This window comes from Fibrobacter sp. HC4 (genome assembly GCF_023373925.1).
Classification (GTDB): domain Bacteria; phylum Fibrobacterota; class Fibrobacteria; order Fibrobacterales; family Fibrobacteraceae; genus Fibrobacter.
In genome coordinates this window covers 78,307-98,872 of record NZ_JALCZV010000016.1, presented here as the reverse complement: position 1 = coordinate 98,872, position 20,566 = coordinate 78,307, and the positions used below count along the sequence as shown (strand labels likewise).

Sequence of the window (20,566 nt, the reverse complement as noted above, 5' to 3'; positions counted from 1 at the left end):
TGCCGTCATCTCTAGGTGTTTTGCAAGAAGGATATGATTTGTTCTTCATGTTCCGTGAAATAACCACGCCAGATTTTTTCAAGTTCATCCAGCTTGTCATCGGCAACATCGTCCAACTTGTATTTTTTACCATTTGCAGACGGCGAAAGCACATGGACATTTTCGCGGCCAATGTCAGCCATCACTTCGTAATCGCTACTCTTGCCAGAACGGGCAACCCATTCATTAAGCACGTAGCTACCCCAGCCAAGCAAGGTCTGGTTGTCTTCAACGCGAACCATCATATCCATGTCAGTATCAAAGGTAAGGATACGGTAATCGTCGCGGAAACCAGCTCTCTTCAAGCCTGCATTCAAAACCGCAATGGGAGAATTTGCCCACATGCCACCGTCGGCATACCAAGTATCGCCAAGTTTTTCAACGTCAAAGTAGGTAGGAGCACAAGTGGACGAAAGAACCGCGAACCACTTATCCACATCGGCATCGCCTCTGTCCCAAACCTTTTCTACAGACTTTTTACCATTGAGTCGAGTTGTGGGAATGAAAATCGGTTTTTCCCAATCGCTGCACTTACCCTTCATGCAGTCCATTAGAAGTTCTTTCAAGCGTGCATGATTATAAGTCGGCTTTTTAAGATCCTTAATGCGTTCCCACAAGGAATATTTCTTGAAAATATCCTTCAAGTTATCGCGGTAGAACTTACGGATCTTTTCTGCAGACATTCCCTCATCGAGGCAAGCCGCTACGATAGCGCCGGTAGAGGTACCACCAAAAGCGGCAGCATTCTTAGAAATCCAGCCTTCCCCAAGCTTCTTTTCAATTTCACACATCAGCGCAACCGGGCCAATGCCCAGCGCACCACCACCATTAATAGATATAGCCAATTTATCTCTTCTCATAGCGGGCCATTTATAACATTTGTTAATACACAGTATCAACAGAATCCATACAATATGACAATTTCCTTACATCTTGTAATATTGGAAATGAAATTTTTTTGAAAAAAACATCCTGAGATCGTATTTTATTCCCTAGGAATGGAAGAAAATTATGAACAGGATCATCAAAAAAGCATTTTTAGGGATTTCCGTAATCTGCGGGCTTGCTTCAGCAGCTTCCGTCAAAAGCCCCTTCGTAACAGTCCCCTGGAATGGCTATTCTGGCGCGGCCAGCTTTACCTTCGATGACGGATTCTACCAGGCAAAGCCTCTTTCCCAGATTCTCGAGGATATGCCCGAAGTCAAGGTGACTTTCTTCCTTACTAATATGGGTATGAACCTGCTTGACTACTTTGGCCCCACATACGCTGAACTTGCAAAACAGGGGCATGAAATCGGCAACCATACCAACAACCATTTCGACCTCACCTCCATTACAGAATCCTCCCTGAAATCAGAAATTATCGATTTTGCCAGGGATCTGGAGCAAATCATGGGCTCTTATGGAGCTGAAGTGAGTGTCACATCCCACGCACTCCCCTACAGTCAAAACAACGACATTGTTTCTAGCGTCATTGATGACCGCCATTTCATCAATCGCAGTGCAGGCGGACCGGGTAAACACGACTGGAATGTGGAACCCAACTGGAGCAATGTGGATTCCAAGGTTTGGTACACCACCCCCAACGCCGAAGAAGATTTCCTCAACTCTATCGATGCTTCAGCCATGGTCCCTTCCTGGCTGGTTCTTCTCAATCATGGAATCGCCGATCTTGGAGAAGGTTATATCACCCAGGATCTGATGAAGGAATTCATTCAACGTGCCGTAAAAAACAATATGTGGGTTGCCCCCTTTAGCACAGTCGGGGCCTACTACCGCGCCCACTTTACCCTGGATACCGCCAAGGCCGTTGCCGATGGAAACAATCTTACCGTCACATGGGAAATGCCCCACAAGATTATGCCCAAAAGCATTCCTCTCAAGGTCGTCATAAACGAAACTTTCGTCAGAGAAAATTTCGGCAACAATGCGAGCATCTACATCGAACAGGATGGTAAAAGAATCTACCCCGATGAAGACGGAATTTTCATTCTTGAATTCACTTCTTTAAAGGCAACCATCTACGGCTCCTCCAAGACTCCCGACACCAAGCCCTACATGGTTCGTTCCGACCTTAGAACACAAGACGATCCCTTCTCCGAAAACACAACGTACACCCTCCTGGATGCAAAGGGAAGACGCCTTGGTAATATTACCGAATTCAAAGTCCCCGATTTTATGCCCAAGGGCCCCTACATCATCATCTCAAAAACTCCTGGATTCGCCGCCAAGGTAAAAAAGGTCATCCACTAGAGAACAACAGCACCTCCAATCCAAAACTTTTAAATTAATTTTGAAGAAACGTTTTGGATTTGACTTATGGCAAAAAAGAGTTTAGCGAAATCGGCGGTGAGAACACTCATCGCCACTTTAGGATTAACGAGTTTTAGTATGGCCGTGCCCCCTCTCACTACAGTTCCCTGGAACGGCCATGTCGGCGCCGCCAGTTTCACCTTTGATGACGCCATGGAAAATCAGGTGAAGAACCTGACTCCAATCCTGGAAGAAATGCCAGACGTCAGGGTGACCTTTTTCCTTTCAAACATGGGCGGAAACAGCCTTAGGCAAAACGGTGCAGGTTTCGCCAAACTGGCCAACATGGGCAACGAAATCGGCAACCATACCGACAACCATTTGCAACTCCCCGATCAAGATGACGCCAAGCTAAAATCGGAAATTACTGATTTCGCTACGGAAATCGAAAAAGTCATGGCCGAAAACGGAGCCGAAATCAACATCACTTCCCACGCCACACCCTTCTGCGCCAACAACGAAAAAGTATCTGGCGAAATCAACCAGCATCATTTTATTAACCGCGACTGCGGCTGGCATGGGCGAAACGACTGGGATGTAGAACCGGAATGGTTAGGCATGGCCTCCCGAGTCTGGAATTCTTCGGAAACGGCGGACACAGAACTTCTAGAAGCGTTAGATACAGCCGCATTCATTGGCGATTTTTCAAATGCAAATCCGTGGGACGTTCAGGTAAAGGGAGGTTCCTGGCTAGTTCTGTTGAACCACGGCGTATCAGATGAAGGCGGTATGAGCATCACCCCCGAAGCCATAAAGAAAGCCTTTCAACGCGCCCTAAAGAATGACTTGTGGGTAGCCCCATTTAGCACGGTAGGCGCCTACCATAAAGCACATTTTATAATGGATAAGGCAGAAGGTACCGCAAACGATAAGGAGTACAAGATCAGTTGGGAAATGCCCCACCCGCATATGCCCAAGAGCATTCCTCTCAAGGTAAAATTGAACGAAGAATTCCTGAAGGAATCCGGTTTTACTGCCGATGACAATATCGTTATCGAACAGAACAACAATGAAATTCAGCCCGACGAAAACGGGATCTACACCATTGAATTCTGCGATTTAAGTCTGACTATTAAAAAGTCGGCGGGAACATCTAAACTGAAATCCACCATTAGCACAAAACGCAAAACCGATGGCAATCACAGCGGCATTTTTGATTTGAACGGTAAGCGACTCAACACACGAAATCGCCCGAAAAATTCCACGCCTACTTTCCTTTTTCCTTAGCCTTCTTATGGCGCCAGGTCTTGAATTCGCTATATAACGTGCTGACGGTATAGACGAACAGCATAAACTTGACGGTATTCGCCGGCTGATTCAAGTTGCACATGCCCCAGGCAATGGTCATAATCGGCAGGTGAATCAGGTAAGGATAGAAAGAAGCCTTGCCCACTTTGCGTACAATTCCGACAGTGAAAAGCCTGGCCATAAAGCCCTTGCCGCACAAAAGCGACACCAGGAACAATCCGTACAGCATCACCGGAACGGAATGGTGTGCAAAATAGTTCCAACCAGGATTGGCCTTGGGACTCATGATAAATAGGCTTCCGTAAATGGCGGCAAGTACCACAAACTGGGCTATGCCACTGACAAAATTCTTTTTCAGGTAGTCAAAGCAACCTTCATTGTACAATCTGAAAAGGACCATGCCGAAAAGGTATTCGAAAATTCGGACCGGAGCAAAAATGTGGAAGAAACGGTATTTGGCGCCGTAGCCATCAAACCAAAGATTTCCGCTAAAGCCAAAGAAAATGGCCCACAAAATTCCCGGAATAAACAGCGTGCCAAAAAGAATCCAGAGAGTACGATTATTCTGCTTGAACAGCCAACGGCTAAACCAGGGCGTAATGGCATAACAGATGAAGAAGCTGGTAAGGGACCAGGAAGGTTCATTCAGTTTCATGCCCAGATCGGGAACAATGGACCATGTCAAAGTCAAGTGCAAAATCAAGCTGCGCCAGGGATGCGTCATATTGGCAAGACCCTTGCTCACACAATCTGAAACTTCACTCAAGCCCGGCAAATGGGTGTATCCGCTAAACTTCACGATCATGGCCACGAACATGAGCAAGGTCATAAAGAAGTGAAGGCGGTACAGTTTTGAAATGCGACCGAACATAAAGGGGATAACAGGAATGCGACGGTCGGGATCGCTAAACTTACTTGCAAAAAGGAAACCTGCCAGCACATAGAAAATACCAGCAGCAAACGCAGGAGCGCTAAGAATAGGCATCAGCCATTTATAGTCAGCCAAGTAGCCAAGGGCATTGGAACTGGCCAAGTGAAGCAGCACAATGTTCACGCTAGCCAACAGGCGAAGGCCATCCAAAGCGGGAAAGTAATTTTTCTTAGGCGCAGTCTTTGCAGAGGAATTCGTTACGGAATCGGTCATAATCTTACTGCTGTTGAGTGTCAGCGGAATTTTCGTTTGAAGTTGAATTTTGCGGGCGGGGAACAGCGACGTTTTCGCGAGTCACCACACTTTCGCGGGCCAACGCCGCCGTAGTACGGGTTACAGCACGACGCTGTTCACGCATACTGGCCAAAGCCTTGGAACGCTTACGGGCGGACTCCTGAAGGTCCACCGACTCATCATATTCATCCACGATTTCTCGGCCAAGAATTTCTTCAAGAACATCTTCGAGACTAACGACCCCCGCAATGGCGCCCCATTCATCCACAACGCCGACAATATGTCCACGCTGTTTCAAAAAACGGAGCAGCAACTTATCCAGAGTCAAGGAATCAGGAATCAGCTGAAGGGGACGCATCAACTGACGCAACTTAATATCTCGATGACCGTCAGCCAACTTGTTGTAGGCATCGCGCCTCAAAATCGTTCCAATCCAATTGTCCTTATTCTTTTCGTAAAGGGGAATTCGGGAGAACGGCCAGTTTCCGCGTTCGTCCAGGGATTCACCCAAAGTCTTATTGGCATCCAGCGAGAACACCACCTGGCGCGGTGTCATCACCTTACGCACGGGAACCGATTTCAGCGCAAGAATATTCTTGATCACCAGGGACTGCTGACGGTCAATCACGTCTTCACGCAGGCCAAGGCTAACAAGGCTGTTTATATCCTCGATGCTCACATCCTTCTTTTCCTCGGATTCTCGAGTCCAATGTTTCGTCAAAGTCAGACAGAGCCAGATTAGTCCAGTCCAGGAAAGAATCTTCGTAATGTAGTAGAACGGAACTGCAACTAGGGGGGCTACAATTTTGGCCTGTTTCACGCCGAGAGTCTTAGGCGTAATTTCACCAAAAAGAAGAATCAGGATGGTCAGCACAATAGGTAAGGCCACCTGACCTGCAGGAGGCAAATTCCTTACAGCCAAGGCCGTCGCCAAGGAAGCACCAACAGTATTGGCAACCGTATTCACCACAAGAACCGACGCAATATAACGGTCAATATTATCCTTTACATGGGACATATAGCGGGCCGTAAACTTCTTCTGTTTTTGCAGAAGTTCTATGGTAGCAGGAGGAACGCTATAAAAAGACGCTTCCGTCACAGAACAGAACGCAGACGCCCCAAGACACAGAAGAACTGTTATGACAATACCTAACATTATTCCATCTCCCACAAATTGGGTTCAATGGCCCACAACTGAGTCTGATTCATTTCAGTAATGAAATTCACAAAAGCCTTAGAACTAGGCATCGGCAAAGTATAAGCCTTGTCAGAATCAAGAATCATCAAATCCACATCCGTAGACTTACTTACTCCAGCAAGATCCTTTGCCGCAGCGATGGCATCATCGATACCGCCCAGCTTATGAACAAGCCCCGCAGCAACAGCCTTCAAGCCCAACATAACACGTCCGCCACCATAACTGGAATCTACCGTAGCCTGGGGAATACCAGTCGCCCTCGAAACCACGCCAGTAAAGCGGTCATAGAAATCATCCATGTATTCCTGGAGAGCCGACCTTTCCACATCGGTCCACGGACGGACAAAAGTCTCGGCATCCGCATAATCGTGAGTTTTCACCGATTCTGCACGAAGTCCCAACTTACTCATGAGTCCCGAGGCGTCAACCTTGCCGCCATAAATACCGATGCTACCCACGATGGCCATGGGTTCTGCCACAATAAGGTCTGCACCACAGGCAATATAATAACCGCCAGAAGCACCCATATGACCAATGCTAGCCACCACAGGAATTCCCCTTTCGCTTACATGGCGAAGTGCCGCCCAAATCTTATCAGAGGCAATAGCGCTTCCGCCAGGAGACGAAATGCGGACAATCAACGCTTCTGCACCAGATCCAGGCAACTTGCGAAGAGATTCCGAAACAGATCGTTCCATGCGATTATCAATGGACCCATCAATATTCAGAACAGCAAACTTTGTGCGGGGAGTCCAACTTTCATTGAAAATCTTCTTGTCTGTAGGACGCCATGTGCGGTATCCAGCCCATGGAGCGTCAACCCCAAAGAAGCTCTTGATTGCATAGGCGGGAACCTGGTCAATATACAGCATGGTATCCACAAGCCCAGCCTTCTGTGCAGCCTTCGCCGTAACCATAGGCTTTGTAGCAAGCGTATCTAGATAGGCCACTGCAGAATCGATCGACATGGTCTTGGCGATTTTACGATTAGCAATAATCAACTCAAGAGTTTTCCACAAATCCCTATACAGGGAATCCATATTGGAACGGGCCTCCACAGACATGGAATCGGCAATATAAGGTTCTACGGCAGACTTGAATTTACCATGACGCAGGAATTCAACTTTTACACCAAGCTTGTCAAACAGACCTTTATAGAATAAGATATTTCCGCCCAGGCCACGCCAATTCAGATGAGCCGAAGGCTCCACCACAATACGATCTGCATTGGAAGCTGCCAAAAGGACAGATGGACGAATATCATCAAGATAGGCAACCACCTTGCCCCCGCGAGCACGATGCTTCATCACACAACGGTTGATTTCATCGGACACTCCGATGTTTCCCTTATAGCCCGAAAAGTCAAGAATGACAAGACCACTAGAAGGATCGCGGAACATATGTTCAAAAAGATTGCGGACCTTCCAGATACTAATGGAACTCTTGCGGAAAAATGCAAATTCATCCTCCCGTTCAGACACTTCCATATCCAGGGGTACACGAATAATTTGGGCACTCAAACTTGAACGAGGATTGCGGGCAGAATGAAATCCCCAGGTGCCGCCCTTGGGCAACAAATCGTCATACACATGCAAGGCGAAATTGTTGTAACCCCCGATAGGCATCGAAAAACTCAGTCGATACCCGTCATCCCCATAAATGGGTAGCTTAAGTCCCCAGCGGAAACCATAAGATTCCAGTTCTAACAAGAGACGATGATTCTCGAAATTTTCAACGTCATAGCTAAGGCTGAAAAAATACCCCAGACGAAGGGTCGCTCCAAGATTATGAATTCTCTTCTGGGATTCCGGACCGATAAAAAGCAGATTATCACAGGAATAGCCAAGAGAGAGACTGCGGAAAGGGCGAATCAGGACACCAGGCGCATAACTCCACTCCGTCCCACGGAATTCAGAACTGCGGAAGGCCGTAATGCGTGTTCCCAAAAACAGGTAGCGGTTCAACCAGTCAGAACCGTGAGTTAGACTCCAACGTGATTCATCAAGCCCATCGGGCCCCTGCACATAATCAAAACCAGCAGCCCAATGATCCAAATTACCGCCGGCACGAATATTGGTAATTCCATTGTCAAAATCGTAGGAAACCAAGCCGCCCTTGGAATCAAAAGCAGGCACCCCCGCAGGGTTCCCCCAGATTCCATGTTCATTTTCCAGGGATACAAAACCCGACTCGCCAGGAATATAGGCGAAGGCCATCGAAACAAAAAAAACAATAAACACCGCAATCAATCGGGTGCTTTTCAAATAGTCAAATCCATTCTTCATAAACGCCATCACTATATAACATAAAAAATTCACGAATATGTTTTTTTCTAAATTTGCCGTGGAAAGCATAAATACAATTCCCTAACAAGGGGAGTCTAGGTATAATGGCAGACAATTTAAAGAAAAAAACCGCGCACGGAGTCATTTGGAGTGCCATAGAGAGATTTTCTACGCAGGGTGTTCAGTTCTTATTCGGCATCATCCTTGCTCGAATGCTTACGCCTGCAGACTATGGTGTAATCGCCATGCTAACCGTCTTTCTGGCCATCAGCCAGACATTCATTGACAGCGGCTTTTCAAATGCAATTATCCGAAAAATTGACCGTACAGAAAAGGATATGGCCACCATGTTCTTCTTCAATATCGGTATGTCTCTGTTTTGCTATGCAGTCATATTCCTGTTGGCACCATTCATCGCGCAATTCTACGCTATGCCAGAACTCACTCTCGTTTTACGAGTTCTTGCTTTAAAGATTATCGTACAATCCTTTAACGCGGTCCAGACAACAACACTTGTCATAAGAATTGACTTCAAGAAACAGGCTAAAATTTCGCTTGTGTGCGCAGTCATTTCCGGCGCCGTAGGCATCTTCTTTGCATACAATGGTTATGGAGTCTGGGCACTAGTCATCCAGGCGCTCTTCAGCACCGTACTCATGTCTACCCTATATTGGCTTGTCGTACGTTGGCGTCCCACCTGTTTTTTCTCCAGAGAATCCTTTAAGTATCTGTTCTCCTATGGTTCAAAGCTGCTCATTTCCGGAATCATTGACACCGTCTACAACAACATTTATCCGCTTATAATCGGAAAGTACTACACCCCCGCCCAGCTGGGAGGATACTCCAAGGCCGAACATTTTGCCCAATTCCCTTCGCTCAACATCACCCGCATTCTGCAGCGAGTATCATTCCCGGTCCTCAGCAAAATGCAGAACGAACCTGAGCGTATGCGCAACGGTTATTTGAAATTTTTAAACATGTCCACCTTTATCGTATTCCCGTTAATGATGGGCCTGTTCGCACTGGCAAAACCATGTACATTACTTTTCCTGACAGATCGTTGGGAAGGTATGATCATCCTGCTTCAAATTCTTTGCCTTGCCATGATGTGGTACCCTGTACATGCAATCAACCTAAATATGCTCCAGGTTCTCGGCAGATCCGACCTTTTCCTAAAGTTGGAAATCATCAAGAAAACGGTTGGATTTACCATCCTCATCATCACCCTTCAAATGGGTGTTTTGGAAATGTGCATCGGCCAGGTCATCTCCACATGGATAAATCTTTTCATAAACACATTCTATTCCGGTAGGTTTTTGAAAGCCGGTTTTTTCACTCAGATGAAGTTCCTGTTCCCCGCATTCCTGAATGTATCCATTATGGCAGCACTAGTCATAGGGATAAACAGCCTGCTACCTGAGAAACAGTATGCTTTGCAGATTGCAACAGGAATAGCAGTAGGTTGCATTTACTATTTTATCACCAGTTATCTCTTTAATAAGAAGACCATTGACGAACTACTAAGCATGATCAAGAGGAAATAAAATGGACAACAAGCTGATTACAGTTACCTCCCCGCTCCTCCCGTCTCTGGACGAGTTCATTCCCATGCTTCAAGACATCTGGGACCGCAAATGGTTAACAAACAATGGTCACTATCATGAAGAACTGGAAAAAGCCCTGGCAGATTACCTCGGCGTAAAATACATCAGCCTGTTCACCAACGGCACACTGCCCCTGATTACCGCTCTGCAGGCGATGAAAATTACTGGAGAAGTGATTACCACACCCTATAGTTTTGTGGCAACCACCCACTCAATCTGGTGGAACGGACTGAAACCGGTATTTGTAGATGTTGATGAAGAAACTGGCAACATCGACCCCGAAAAAATTGAAGCAGCCATTACCCCGCACACCACGGCCATTATGCCCGTCCATGTGTACGGAACCCCCTGCAACATGAAGCGCATCCAGGAAATCGCAGACATCTATGGTCTGAAGATTATCTATGATGCCGCCCACGCCTTTGGCGTCAAAAAAGATGGTGAATCCGTATTGAAGGCAGGCGACATGAGCACCCTCAGTTTCCATGCCACCAAGGTTTACAACACCATCGAAGGTGGTGCCTTAGTTTGCCATGACGAAGCCACCAAAAGGCGCATTGACTTCCTGAAGAACTTCGGTTTCAACGGCGAAACCACGGTCGTCGCACCGGGCATTAACAGCAAGATGGATGAGATTCGTTCGGCATACGGCTTGCTGAACTTGAAGCAGGTGGACCGCGCCATCGAAAAACGTCAGGCCGTAGCAAACAGATATCGCGAAGCATTCAAGAACATCCCGGGAATCCGATTCCTCCAGGATATTGAAGGTGTTCGACACAACTATGCCTACTTCCCCATCTTCATTAGCGAAGAATACGGCATCAGTAGAGACGACCTGTACGCCAAACTGCAAGAACACAACATCTTCGGACGTCGTTACTTCTACCCGTTGATCAGCACATTCAGCGCATACAAAGGCCTGGATTCAGCAAATCCAGCAAACTTGCCCATAGCACACAAGCTGGCAAACCAGGTGCTCTGTCTGCCCATGTTCGCCGGCCTTGACGAAGAAAGCGTTAGCCGAGTCATCGACGTAGTCGTTCACAAGCGCTAGTAAAGCGGTAATTCCATGACGCAAAAAAAATTGATGCTGCTCGGCGGCCTTCGGTATCTCATCCCCGTTATCGAGGAAGCCCACAAGATGGGCATTTACGTCATTACCGCAGACTACCTGCCAAACAATATTGCACACAAGTATTCCGACGAATACTGCAATGTAAGCATCATTGACAAGGATGCCGTTTTGAAGGCTGCTCAAGAACTAAAGATAGACGGCATCCTATCTCATGCTGTTGACCCTGGGGTGACAACGGCAGCGTATGTTGCCGAACGGATGGGACTTCCCTTCCAGTGTTCCTATGAAGCCGCTTGCATTCTACAAGACAAGTCTAAATTCCGAAAGTTCCTTTCCGACACCGGATTTAACACCCCCAACGCCAAAGGATACAACAATGCAGAAGACGCACTCCGCGACGTCGATTTTTTCAACTGGCCTGTTATTGTAAAGCCAGTGGACTCTGCAGGCAGCAAGGGGGTCACGAAGGTTGAAAGGAAAGAAGACCTAGCGTCCGCCATCGCCACAGCACTATCCGCCTCAATCAGCAAGAACTTCGTCATTGAAGACTTCCTAGATAAGGTGGGCGCACAATCCAGTGCAGACGTATTTACCGTAGACGGAAAGCTGGTTTACCCTGCTTACTCGGACCAGTTGTTTGACGCTAACGCAGCAAACCCATATACACCGGCAATTGAAATTTGGCCCGCCTCCATGGAACAAAAATTCCAGGACGACCTCACCTGCCAACTTCAAAGGCTATTTACCCTGCTGAAGGTCAAGTCCGGCATCTACAACGTAGAAAGCAGAGTCTGTTCCAACGGCAAAGCCTACATTATGGAAGTCAGTCCCCGTGGTGGCGGCAATCGCATCGCAGAACTTCAGGACATGGCCACAGGTCAATCACTTATCCGCGCAGAAATTTGCAAAGCCCTAGGCATGCCCGTAGAAAACATCAGCACTCCCCAATACGATGGAGTCTGGTGCAACTACATTTTGCATTCATCCCAAAAAGGAACTTTGGTATCCGTTGAAATCGATGAAGATTTCAAGTCAAAATACGTCCGCGATATAGGTTTAATTGTAAAGCCGGGTGATCACATAGAGCCCTTTACAGGAGCGAATACTTCTCTGGGCACTCTGTTCCTTCAGTTTGAAAACCGAGACCAATTGTTGAATGCATTGAACAATGAAGCCCAATGGCTAAAAATCTCATTGGAATAACAGTATGAAAAAACGGATTATCTTTTTTGACGCAAACCTGTCAACTTTGCCTGCTATCAGATACGCAAAGTCCCGTGGACTTCATGTAGTTACATGCGATAACAAAGCCGAAAACCCGGGACACAAGGAAGCAGACGAATCACTGCTGATTAGCACATTCGACATTGATCTTATTGATGCATACATCGAAAAGAACCCTGTTGATGCAGTAGTTTATTTCGCCTCTTCAGCAGGATCATTTGCAGGTTGTCATCTCATCGAAAAATACAATCTTCCTGGCATTTCCTGCACAGTCAAGGACACTCTTTCCTACAAGAATAATTTTAGGAAGTTCCTCCAAAACAACGGTTTTACATCTTTCCCGAAATTCACTCTTTTCAACGGGAATGTAATTCCTGAAGAAGCGAAGGCCTTCCCCTACCCCGTTATTGTAAAGCCCACGGATTGCGGCGGGAACAACGGAATCACCAAAGTTTGCAGCGAAGCTGAATTACAGCCGGCCGTAGATTACGCACACAGCGTTTCCAAAAGCGGAAACATTATTATTGAAGAATTCATTGAGACTGATCTTCAGATAAACGGCGACTGCGTCATTGAAAACGGCGAAGTAAAAATATCATTTCTCGGCAAACATTTGTACGCTCCCAACAGCGATATTCTTCCTTACTCCACTATCTTTGGAGAAAACGTCATTCCCCAAAATATTCGAAACGATATTGAGGAAGAAATCAAAAAGCTGGCGTCTGCCATCGGCATCACTTCGGGCGTACTGAATACAGAATTTCGAATTTCAAAGTCAGGGAAAATCAACTTCATTGAAGTAAACTCAAGACACAGCGGAAACTTCATTTATCAACTGATGAACAAGGCTTACGGAGTTAGTCTTGAAGAAATTGGAGTCAAGTTGGCACTAGGGGAACCGTTAAACATTGACGGATGCAAGCCCACTGGATTCTTCGCCTACGCATTGATCTACTCTAACGAAGGCGGAACATTCAACGGCATTGAAATTTCAGATTCATTAAGTCCGTACACGCTCAAGCAATTGATATTCAAGAAAAACGGAGACCCCGTCAACCGCTTTACAAAACTGACAGATCGAGTCGGCATCATGCTTTTGCAATTTCCCACTTACGAAGAAATGCGCAAAATCATCGACAACTTCCAGAGTTACTACAAGATCAACCTTTTGAAATAGCGAACACCTATGTATTCTAGACTTAACGAAATTGCCAGTGAAGTTGGTTCTCCATTTTATATAGTCCATCCAGAACTATTCCGTGAGAATCTCAGGAATTTTTCAAAAGCTTTTAAGGAACTTTACCCCAAGTTCATCTTGTCTTATTCCTTTAAAACCAACTACACTCCGTTTCTGTTGGAAATCGTTAAAGAAGAAGGCCTCTACGCAGAGGTTGTATCTGAAATAGAATACAATCTAGCAGAATTGATAGGTTTTCGTGGAGAACACATTGTTCTTAACGGGCCCATTAAGGACGAGCCTCTACTGCAGCATGTTGCAAACAACGGAAGCATCGTCAATTTGGATTCCAGCTATGAAGTCGCCAACATCCTTAAGTTGAAGCAACAGTTCCCCGAAAAGGATTTTAGCGTCGGTCTTCGAATCAACATGGAGTTGAACACTCGTAATGGAGCCTCGGCAATTCAGGGTGGACTTACCGAAAGCCGTTTTGGATTCACCGAAGAAGTTCTTCAGGAAATCGTTCCCGAACTAAAAGCCGCCAACATAAAAATAAACGCCGTACATGGCCATGTATCAACAACAAATCATTCTGTGGACAATTACAAGATTATCGCAGAAAGATTAGTTCAAATTTGCGAAAAATTCCAATTGAACGATGTTCAGTATGTAGATCTTGGAGGAAGTTTCTTTGGCGCTGCCCCCAAAGAAGTTGATGTATCAAAACGGCCTACTTATCATGATTATGCTCAAGCCGTTTGCGACATTTTCCTGAACAACGCCTGGTTCGACCAGCACAAGCCATACATCGTCATAGAGCCGGGTGCAGCCGTTGTAACCAACGTTTTTGAACTGGCCACTAAAGTCTACCAGCACAAAAATGTAAATGGGAAACACTTCGTTTCTGTGGACGCCAGCATTTATCAAGTCCGTCCTAGCGGAAAAACAAATTATCCTTACGTCGAGTATAGCGAAAACGAACCTCAGGAACAAATCGTTGCAGACGTCGTTGGATCAACCTGCATGGAAGTAGACAAAGTGGCCGAACAAATCAAATTGACCCACTACCAGAAAGGTGATTTCCTTGTTTTTAAGGCTTCCGGAGCTTATCGAATCAATTTGACCCCCTTCTTCATCAATCCTCGATGCGCTATGGTATCCTTGACTAAAGACGGCTACAAAGTCATCCGCAAGCGCCAAGACGCCAAGCACCTATTGGACATGCTAAGGTAATTTGCATTTCATAGAAACATTTAAATTTCTTGAAAACCGCAGACGTTAAAAAACATTTGAAAAAAAACTATGCGGATCGTGGGAATCGCAAAAGCAGAAAAAGGAATATAATAACAATGTGTAACAAGCCATTAGTATCCATTCTTTGCACAACGTATAACCACGAAAAATATATCGCCCAGACCATCGAAGGATTCCTCCTTCAGAAGGTTAATTTCCCTATCGAAATCATCATCCATGATGACGCCTCCACAGACGGCACCGCAAAAATCGTACGGGAATACGCAGAAAAATACCCTGACTTAATCAAGCCTATTCTTCAGACCGAAAATCAATATTCCAAAAAAGTCAGCGTCTGGAACACCTTCGTCTATCCCAAAGCTCAAGGAAAATATTACGCGGAGTGCGAAGGCGATGATTATTGGATAGACCCGAATAAATTGCAAAGACAAGTTGATTTTCTAGAAAGTCATCCTGATTACATCTTTTCTCACACGGCTTTCAAATATTACGATCAGACCAACGACAAATTTCTAGAAGATAAATCAATTCAACAGAATTTGGATATTCAGAAAAATAAGCAAAGCGATTTAAGCCTCTATATCCTAGACGCCAATCAGTACCGAGTCCAAACGGTCACCACCGTCTACAGAAGTTCTCTCTGGTCCAAGATTAACGACGACTTCGCAATAAGCAAATATTTCCTCATGGGAGATACACAGCTATTCTTCTTCGCATCGACTCTTGGTAAAATCCACTACGATCCCACAGTCACATCAGTCTATCGTCTGACGCCCAACTCCGCTTGCCACAGAGGCGAAAAGAACAAGGCTCAATACCGATTCAATCTATCCTGCGAAGAAATGCGCGTGTACCTTTCCAAGTACATCAAAGACGAAGCCATCATCCAGAAATTCAAAAAGGATTTTGGAAAGGCCCTTATTCGCTATGCTGTATTCGATCCGACATTTCGCTCTAAAATCAACGAGGGCGTCATTTCGGCAAAGCAGAAGATAGCCTTATTCTGCGCAAGACACAGCAGAATCGCCAGAAGAATCATAAAGAAGAAATGGAGACTCTAGGGAGTATTTTCATTAATCCATCTTCGTCTTCCGACGACCCACTTCCTTAAATTATTTACGGCTTCTCCATAGTTCCGAACACTATTGGAAATCCACTTGCCATGTTCATGAAGGATATCCCAGCGCTTAAAGTTGTTTTGCGCAGGTAATTCTAGGGCTTCCCCAAGAGAATCAATAATTCCCTCAGCTCCTTCAAAAATTGGGCTTAACTTTTTCCAATACCGGTCAACTGTATCTGCAAAAGCCTTATTTGAAAATAATCTTGCATTCCAATAAGCATCTCTAGTTCGCCAATTTTCGCTTAACGCAAGAGCCTCGTTATAAATTCGCATTCCCCCAAAAGCTACATCAAAATCCCAGACAGGTCCCATTTTTATCGGGCAACCATCCGACCAGGTAAAATAGACGCTGGTAAAATAATTCGCATCTGGATTTTTCGCAAATTCCTGGACCCAAAAATGTTTTGAAAAAGCGTCAATGTCAATCCATTCAGAGATTTCCTCTATAGACGCCCCTTCAACCGTCAGCAAGAATCTTTCAAACGATTCAACATGATTTAACAATTTTTCCAAAGAACTGTCCGAAGCATTTTTAGGGTAATGAATTCGGAATGGCTTATTCGTATCTAACACATTGGCAAATACAACTTGTTCTCCTTCGTTATATTTGGCATCAAACTCCACCAGATAGGAATCCACATCTTCAGGGAGATTTACCTTATTTTTTCGGACTTCGATACTCTCTGTCAACAGGTAAACGCCCAGATATTCGCTATTTAAATAAAATTCAAAAAATTCACTTCGCGGAGAAAATTCCATTCCAATGTCAGATGCCAACCTATAAGCCAAATGATTTTTCATCAAACTTTTATCTGCATAGTTGGCGACAAGAACCCACTCCTTATTTCGAGGCATCCCCAGCATTGATTTTTTTTCTTCAAAAACGATTTTATAGCCCCGTTTCGGCATATCATTCCAGCTGGAGTTCCCACGTCCCTTGATGCGCATCTTTAACGATTCTCCCTGTGCAGAATCTTCCCCATACACACGCATGCTAGCCCATGTATAAACGCCCTTCTCAATATCACGCTCGCAAGAATCCGTCTCTATGACAATACGCTGAAGCCCAACAAAGGGATACTCAGAATTTTCAAATGGAAATTCATCTTCAAGAGCTATACTTTCTACGCAGGAAGCCAACGAAGATTCCGATGCGCCTTGACCAAAGGAATCATCATCCTGTGACGTTTCCGTACAGGACAATAGCATAAACGCTAGAAAAAAAAGGCAGACCGTTCTTAAAAGCAAACAATACCTCAAATAGATTTATGTTTCTACCCCGAACAAGCCAAAACAATAAAACTTATAATTATCTATATTAGTAATAAATACAAAAAAAAATTATGACTTTCAAACAAAAATACCAGCTATTCAAGACAGAAGTCATCCGACCGTGGATACTTTCATTTCCGAGCCGCAGAATTCGTACACGCTACCTAAAAAAGATTCTGGGAAAGATGGGCGAAGGCGTCTCCTTTCTGCGCCATGTCAAGCTGTTATACCCTAAGGGCATTTCCGTCGGGGATCGAGTCATCATCAATCAAGATGTACTTTTGGACGGCCGTGGAACGCTAGAAATTGAAAACGACACAGACATTGCAACAAATGTAATGATCTGGACCATGGACCACGACCCCAATAGTGAAACTCACGAATCCAGGGCAGGCAAGGTTCATATCGGTCACCATGTATGGATCGCTTCAAGGGCAACCATACTTCCCGGAGTAACAATCGGGAACGGAGCAGTCGTTGCATCAAATGCCGTCGTCACCAAAGATGTTCCCGCCAATGCAATCGTCGCAGGCGTACCCGCCAAAGTAATCGGCGAACGAAAGAATTCGCTCCAGTACAAGCACGACTTCCACCCCCTTTTCCGCTAGCCCATGAAGATTTATTTTGGCATTGACGAAAACGATTGTTTCAATCCGTATGTTTCGATTCTTATAAAGCGTCTAAAAGAAATAGACGACACCCTGGAAGTTGTTTCGGGAATTCAAACCTTCTGGAATGAAGAAACATTATCCTGCAACATCATACACATCCACTGGCCAGATATTCTTCTAAAGAACACAAATAGGACCCCAGAGGATCTGAAGTTACGTCTGCAAGCTATCAAGGAAAAGGGCGGCAAGATTGTAGCAACATGTCACAACATCAAGCCACACTTTGCAAAGTTTCCCTGGCAAACAGAAGCCTACACAGTGGTCTACGAATTATGCGACATGATCTTGCACATGGGGAACTACAGTCAAAACCTGTTCAAGGAATTGTATCCTCGCAGCAGACACGAAATTCTCCCCCATCATATCTATGATGACAGATACAAGGATCCCGTCACAAAAGAAGAGGCCGCAAAAAAACTTGGACTAAGCACCAAGTACACTTACATTCTATGCCTTGGAGCCTTTAGAGACCAGCAGGAACGAGATTTACTACTCGGGCTAACCGACTTCCTAAAGAAGAATTCCATCAAGATTCTTGCCCCATCATTCTTCATCGAGCGAAAGACAAAGGGCATCCGAATTTACCTGCGCCACGCAAAGACAAAGCTAAAATGTCTATTGCTGAATTTACTGCACAACATCAAGACAAGTGCAAAAATCATTCCCGAAGAGGAGATTCCCTTATTCGGAGCGATGGCAGACCTGATGCTATTGCAGCGCGTTGTCATTCTAAATTCAGGGAACGCCTCTATGGGATTCTATCTCGGCAAAGTTGTCGTAGGCCCCGATACAGGAAATGTAGGTCCGTTCCTGAAGGAATCCGGGAACCCCGTATTTGAAGTAGGCAGCAAGGAATCTCTGATATCCAGCATAAAGGAAGGCTTGGCGCAGGCTGCCGCCGGGTACGGCCAGAAGAACAAGACTTACGCACAACGGCATCTATCCAGCAAGACCATTTCTAGACAGCTTCTTGATTTTTACAAGAGCCTCCTGTAACTAATTCATTTTTCAAAAACAAGGTCTTTCTTCAAGAGGTCTTTTAGAAATCCTCCGTCTTCGCGGAAAATAAAGACGCAGGGAACATCAAAGAAGAACGCCTGCTGATTAAACTTGAATGAAGCAGCTCGGAACATTGTTCCACACACAATGTGGTTTGCGGCATCATAAATAATCTGACCCACAGGATCATTTTGAAGAACTAGAATACGTTCTTTATGTCCGGAAGTCAAATGACCTGTTTTTGTCCCAACCTCCATGAGATAGGCATATTTTGCCTTTTGAGGAAGAATTCCATGATCTATCCATAGCGAGAAAATTTTTCCATGTTCAACAAATTTCGTTGTACCGATTTCACTCCAGTTTCCTTCACGATTTTCAACCTTTACCTTGAAGGTCTGACCGTCTAGACTGCGATAACCAATTCCATTATGCAGAACCATTAACGATTCAAGAGAGTCGCCAACGGCAGGAACAGACTCAAGCGAAAAATCCGTCGACAACAAGCGCTGATCCAGTGTTGTTCGGATCGGAGAATCAATTCTGCTAGAAATATCAGCCCCCAGGGCAACGACAGTGCCATTGATGAACACCCAGGTTTTCCTGGCATAGATTCCCGAACGATCAACAATCATTGTTGCGACGCCAATGTTTTCTTCACTCAAGCCACCAACAAATCGAGACTCATTAGTCACACGTTTTTCCTTCTGTTCGGACTTGTCGTAACAAGTAATCCCAGGAAGCATAGACCAATCCCATAGAGGGTAAATATCCTTAAAATCATCCGGGTGACGGTATACAGATAGGACTCCCGCCCCTAACCAAAACCCCTTCCGATTTTCACGATTGATGCTTTCGCTACCTACCGTTTTCCTTGAAGACATCTTGAGAGAGATGTAATAATCATCGGAACGGCAAACCATCAATTCTCCTCGCTCAAAGTAATGGCAACCCGAAAGAAAATTTTCTCCTTTTATTTCCTTTTTCCACAAGGAATAATCTTCCGCACGGGAGGAATCTACACTTTCCAAATTCCTGATAATATAAACGTATCCCCCTGCATTCTTGTTATCGTCCTTACGAGAAATTTCACGGCCTAGAACCATGGGATCCACCATCCCTTTCCACATCATCCAGCGATTTCCATGCAAGGCAAGAGCGCTCATTGCATCAAGTGTTTCCTGATTAAAGGCATATACCGTCCCACGACAAAAGGACGCCCACTTCGCTCCAATAGACAAAGCCATTTTCCCGTACCCGCCATTATACAACAGATTGCCATGCATAAAAAAGGAATGGTCCTTCTGGTGCCCTTCCCTACTTGTAACAAGCATGGTGGACTCAATATTTTTCAGGCCATCATAAATCAGAGAATCTCTTCGCTCCAGAATTCCACGGATAACGACCAGTTCAGAAATCCATGTTCTGTTAACACCATTCCGACTCGGCAATTCAGGGAAACATCGAATAATTTTGGTCCTCAATGAATCAGGCAATTCATCCCACAGCAACAGTGCAATGGGAGCCAGTTCCCTCGGCACACCGACTTCATTCATCCACCAATTATCGTTTACAAAATACTCTTCGCGATTAAACCAAAAAAGCAGAGACCTTATTGCGGACTCCTTTATTTTTAGGCACTCACTATTGGCAGTCGGTCCAGCACAGGCATATGCATAGCTTTCCGCCAACGTTCTCGTCTTTTTCAAATGTTCAATGGGAGTATGCCCCTTCTCATGATATTTGGGGCCAGACCATGTTCCGTCAGAATGTAGGTCCTCAACAATTTTCAGGGATTCTTCCGGAGGAACATTCGAGGAATAGTCCTCTCTCAAACGATCTAAAAGGGAATCCAGGTCACTAGCCATGGCCGTAGATACCGCTAGTAAAATAGCGAAAATCAGTCCACAACCATTCATACGATC

The 20,566-nt window shown here is 45.3% G+C and carries 16 protein-coding genes; 10 read left to right on the top strand and 6 right to left on the bottom strand.

Annotated features, from left to right (window positions below):
- Positions 1-11: 11 nt before the first annotated feature.
- A complete protein-coding gene (locus MMG03_RS11325; RefSeq protein ID WP_073233302.1) occupies positions 12-884 on the bottom strand; it encodes a patatin-like phospholipase family protein in 873 nt (290 codons plus the stop codon).
- A gap of 166 nt (positions 885-1,050) precedes the next feature.
- On the opposite strand from MMG03_RS11325, the gene MMG03_RS11320 reads away from it, so the two are divergent.
- Complete coding sequence (locus MMG03_RS11320) at positions 1,051-2,292, top strand: polysaccharide deacetylase family protein (protein WP_249506309.1); 1,242 nt, start codon at positions 1,051-1,053, stop codon at positions 2,290-2,292.
- Positions 2,293-2,430: 138 nt separating this feature from the next.
- A complete protein-coding gene (locus MMG03_RS11315) occupies positions 2,431-3,579 on the top strand; it encodes a polysaccharide deacetylase family protein (protein ID WP_176421914.1) in 1,149 nt (382 codons plus the stop codon).
- Here the strand turns inward: MMG03_RS11315 and MMG03_RS11310 are convergent.
- Genes MMG03_RS11310 through sppA form a run of 3 tightly spaced genes read right to left on the bottom strand, consistent with a single transcriptional unit; the run spans position 3,560 to position 8,248 of the window.
- Positions 3,560-4,744: an acyltransferase gene (locus MMG03_RS11310; protein WP_249506308.1), complete on the bottom strand. Its 1,185-nt coding sequence runs from the start codon at positions 4,742-4,744 to the stop codon at positions 3,560-3,562. The two genes, MMG03_RS11315 and MMG03_RS11310, sit on opposite strands and share 20 nt — an antisense overlap.
- A gap of 4 nt (positions 4,745-4,748) precedes the next feature.
- A complete protein-coding gene (locus MMG03_RS11305) occupies positions 4,749-5,921 on the bottom strand; it encodes a hemolysin family protein (protein ID WP_088666216.1) in 1,173 nt (390 codons plus the stop codon).
- Positions 5,921-8,248, bottom strand: a complete 2,328-nt coding sequence (gene sppA, locus MMG03_RS11300; protein ID WP_249506307.1) for a signal peptide peptidase SppA — start codon at positions 8,246-8,248, stop codon at positions 5,921-5,923. Before sppA ends, MMG03_RS11305 begins: the two co-directional genes overlap by 1 nt.
- Before the next feature lie 104 nt (positions 8,249-8,352).
- Between sppA and MMG03_RS11295 the strand changes: the two genes are divergently transcribed.
- The 6 genes from MMG03_RS11295 to MMG03_RS11270 all read left to right on the top strand — a co-directional run bounded on the left by MMG03_RS11295 (position 8,353) and on the right by MMG03_RS11270 (position 15,643).
- Positions 8,353-9,792 carry a lipopolysaccharide biosynthesis protein gene (locus MMG03_RS11295; protein ID WP_088666215.1) on the top strand — a complete coding sequence of 480 codons (1,440 nt, stop codon included), beginning with the start codon at positions 8,353-8,355 and terminating at the stop codon, positions 9,790-9,792.
- A 1-nt stretch (position 9,793) separates the two neighbouring features.
- Positions 9,794-10,906, top strand: a complete 1,113-nt coding sequence (locus tag MMG03_RS11290) for a DegT/DnrJ/EryC1/StrS aminotransferase family protein (RefSeq protein ID WP_249506306.1) — start codon at positions 9,794-9,796, stop codon at positions 10,904-10,906.
- A 15-nt stretch (positions 10,907-10,921) separates the two neighbouring features.
- A complete protein-coding gene (locus tag MMG03_RS11285; protein WP_088666213.1) occupies positions 10,922-12,130 on the top strand; it encodes an ATP-grasp domain-containing protein in 1,209 nt (402 codons plus the stop codon).
- 4 nt (positions 12,131-12,134) lie between these two features.
- Positions 12,135-13,328 (top strand): acetyl-CoA carboxylase biotin carboxylase subunit family protein, encoded by a 1,194-nt coding sequence (locus tag MMG03_RS11280; protein ID WP_088666212.1) that lies wholly within the window; start codon positions 12,135-12,137, stop codon positions 13,326-13,328.
- Positions 13,329-13,337: 9 nt separating this feature from the next.
- Positions 13,338-14,561 (top strand): hypothetical protein, encoded by a 1,224-nt coding sequence (locus tag MMG03_RS11275; RefSeq protein ID WP_249506305.1) that lies wholly within the window; start codon positions 13,338-13,340, stop codon positions 14,559-14,561.
- Between the two features lie 116 nt (positions 14,562-14,677).
- The gene (locus MMG03_RS11270; RefSeq protein WP_088666229.1) at positions 14,678-15,643 is read left to right on the top strand and encodes a glycosyltransferase; all 966 of its coding nucleotides are present in this window, start codon (positions 14,678-14,680) and stop codon (positions 15,641-15,643) included.
- Here the strand turns inward: MMG03_RS11270 and MMG03_RS11265 are convergent.
- Positions 15,640-16,950 (bottom strand): CotH kinase family protein, encoded by a 1,311-nt coding sequence (locus tag MMG03_RS11265; RefSeq protein WP_249506304.1) that lies wholly within the window; start codon positions 16,948-16,950, stop codon positions 15,640-15,642. The two genes, MMG03_RS11270 and MMG03_RS11265, sit on opposite strands and share 4 nt — an antisense overlap.
- A 95-nt stretch (positions 16,951-17,045) precedes the next feature.
- Here MMG03_RS11265 and MMG03_RS15975 point away from each other — a divergent pair, with 95 nt between their 5' ends.
- Together MMG03_RS15975 and MMG03_RS11255 are read left to right on the top strand one after the other, a co-directional pair.
- Positions 17,046-17,582 (top strand): DapH/DapD/GlmU-related protein, encoded by a 537-nt coding sequence (locus tag MMG03_RS15975; protein WP_083537923.1) that lies wholly within the window; start codon positions 17,046-17,048, stop codon positions 17,580-17,582.
- Between the two features lie 3 nt (positions 17,583-17,585).
- Complete coding sequence (locus MMG03_RS11255; RefSeq protein ID WP_249506303.1) at positions 17,586-18,641, top strand: hypothetical protein; 1,056 nt, start codon at positions 17,586-17,588, stop codon at positions 18,639-18,641.
- Between the two features lie 5 nt (positions 18,642-18,646).
- On the opposite strand, the gene MMG03_RS11250 is transcribed toward MMG03_RS11255, so the two are convergent.
- A complete protein-coding gene (locus tag MMG03_RS11250; protein ID WP_249506302.1) occupies positions 18,647-20,560 on the bottom strand; it encodes a polysaccharide lyase family 8 super-sandwich domain-containing protein in 1,914 nt (637 codons plus the stop codon).
- Positions 20,561-20,566 lie beyond the last annotated feature (6 nt).

What these genes read in the sequence shown, in the direction of transcription:
- MMG03_RS15975 (WP_083537923.1), top strand. Translation starts at nt 17,046, where the DNA reads ATGACTTTCAAACAAAAATACCAGCTATTCAAGACAGAAGTCATCCGA.
- MMG03_RS11250 (WP_249506302.1), bottom strand. Translation starts at nt 20,560, where the DNA reads ATGAATGGTTGTGGACTGATTTTCGCTATTTTACTAGCGGTATCTACG.
- MMG03_RS11310 (WP_249506308.1), bottom strand. Translation starts at nt 4,744, where the DNA reads ATGACCGATTCCGTAACGAATTCCTCTGCAAAGACTGCGCCTAAGAAA.
- MMG03_RS11305 (WP_088666216.1), bottom strand. Translation starts at nt 5,921, where the DNA reads ATGTTAGGTATTGTCATAACAGTTCTTCTGTGTCTTGGGGCGTCTGCG.
- MMG03_RS11280 (WP_088666212.1), top strand. Translation starts at nt 12,135, where the DNA reads ATGAAAAAACGGATTATCTTTTTTGACGCAAACCTGTCAACTTTGCCT.
- MMG03_RS11285 (WP_088666213.1), top strand. Translation starts at nt 10,922, where the DNA reads ATGACGCAAAAAAAATTGATGCTGCTCGGCGGCCTTCGGTATCTCATC.
- MMG03_RS11320 (WP_249506309.1), top strand. Translation starts at nt 1,051, where the DNA reads ATGAACAGGATCATCAAAAAAGCATTTTTAGGGATTTCCGTAATCTGC.
- MMG03_RS11315 (WP_176421914.1), top strand. Translation starts at nt 2,431, where the DNA reads ATGGCCGTGCCCCCTCTCACTACAGTTCCCTGGAACGGCCATGTCGGC.
- MMG03_RS11255 (WP_249506303.1), top strand. Translation starts at nt 17,586, where the DNA reads ATGAAGATTTATTTTGGCATTGACGAAAACGATTGTTTCAATCCGTAT.
- MMG03_RS11270 (WP_088666229.1), top strand. Translation starts at nt 14,678, where the DNA reads ATGTGTAACAAGCCATTAGTATCCATTCTTTGCACAACGTATAACCAC.
- MMG03_RS11275 (WP_249506305.1), top strand. Translation starts at nt 13,338, where the DNA reads ATGTATTCTAGACTTAACGAAATTGCCAGTGAAGTTGGTTCTCCATTT.
- MMG03_RS11290 (WP_249506306.1), top strand. Translation starts at nt 9,794, where the DNA reads ATGGACAACAAGCTGATTACAGTTACCTCCCCGCTCCTCCCGTCTCTG.
- MMG03_RS11295 (WP_088666215.1), top strand. Translation starts at nt 8,353, where the DNA reads ATGGCAGACAATTTAAAGAAAAAAACCGCGCACGGAGTCATTTGGAGT.
- sppA (WP_249506307.1), bottom strand. Translation starts at nt 8,248, where the DNA reads ATGAAGAATGGATTTGACTATTTGAAAAGCACCCGATTGATTGCGGTG.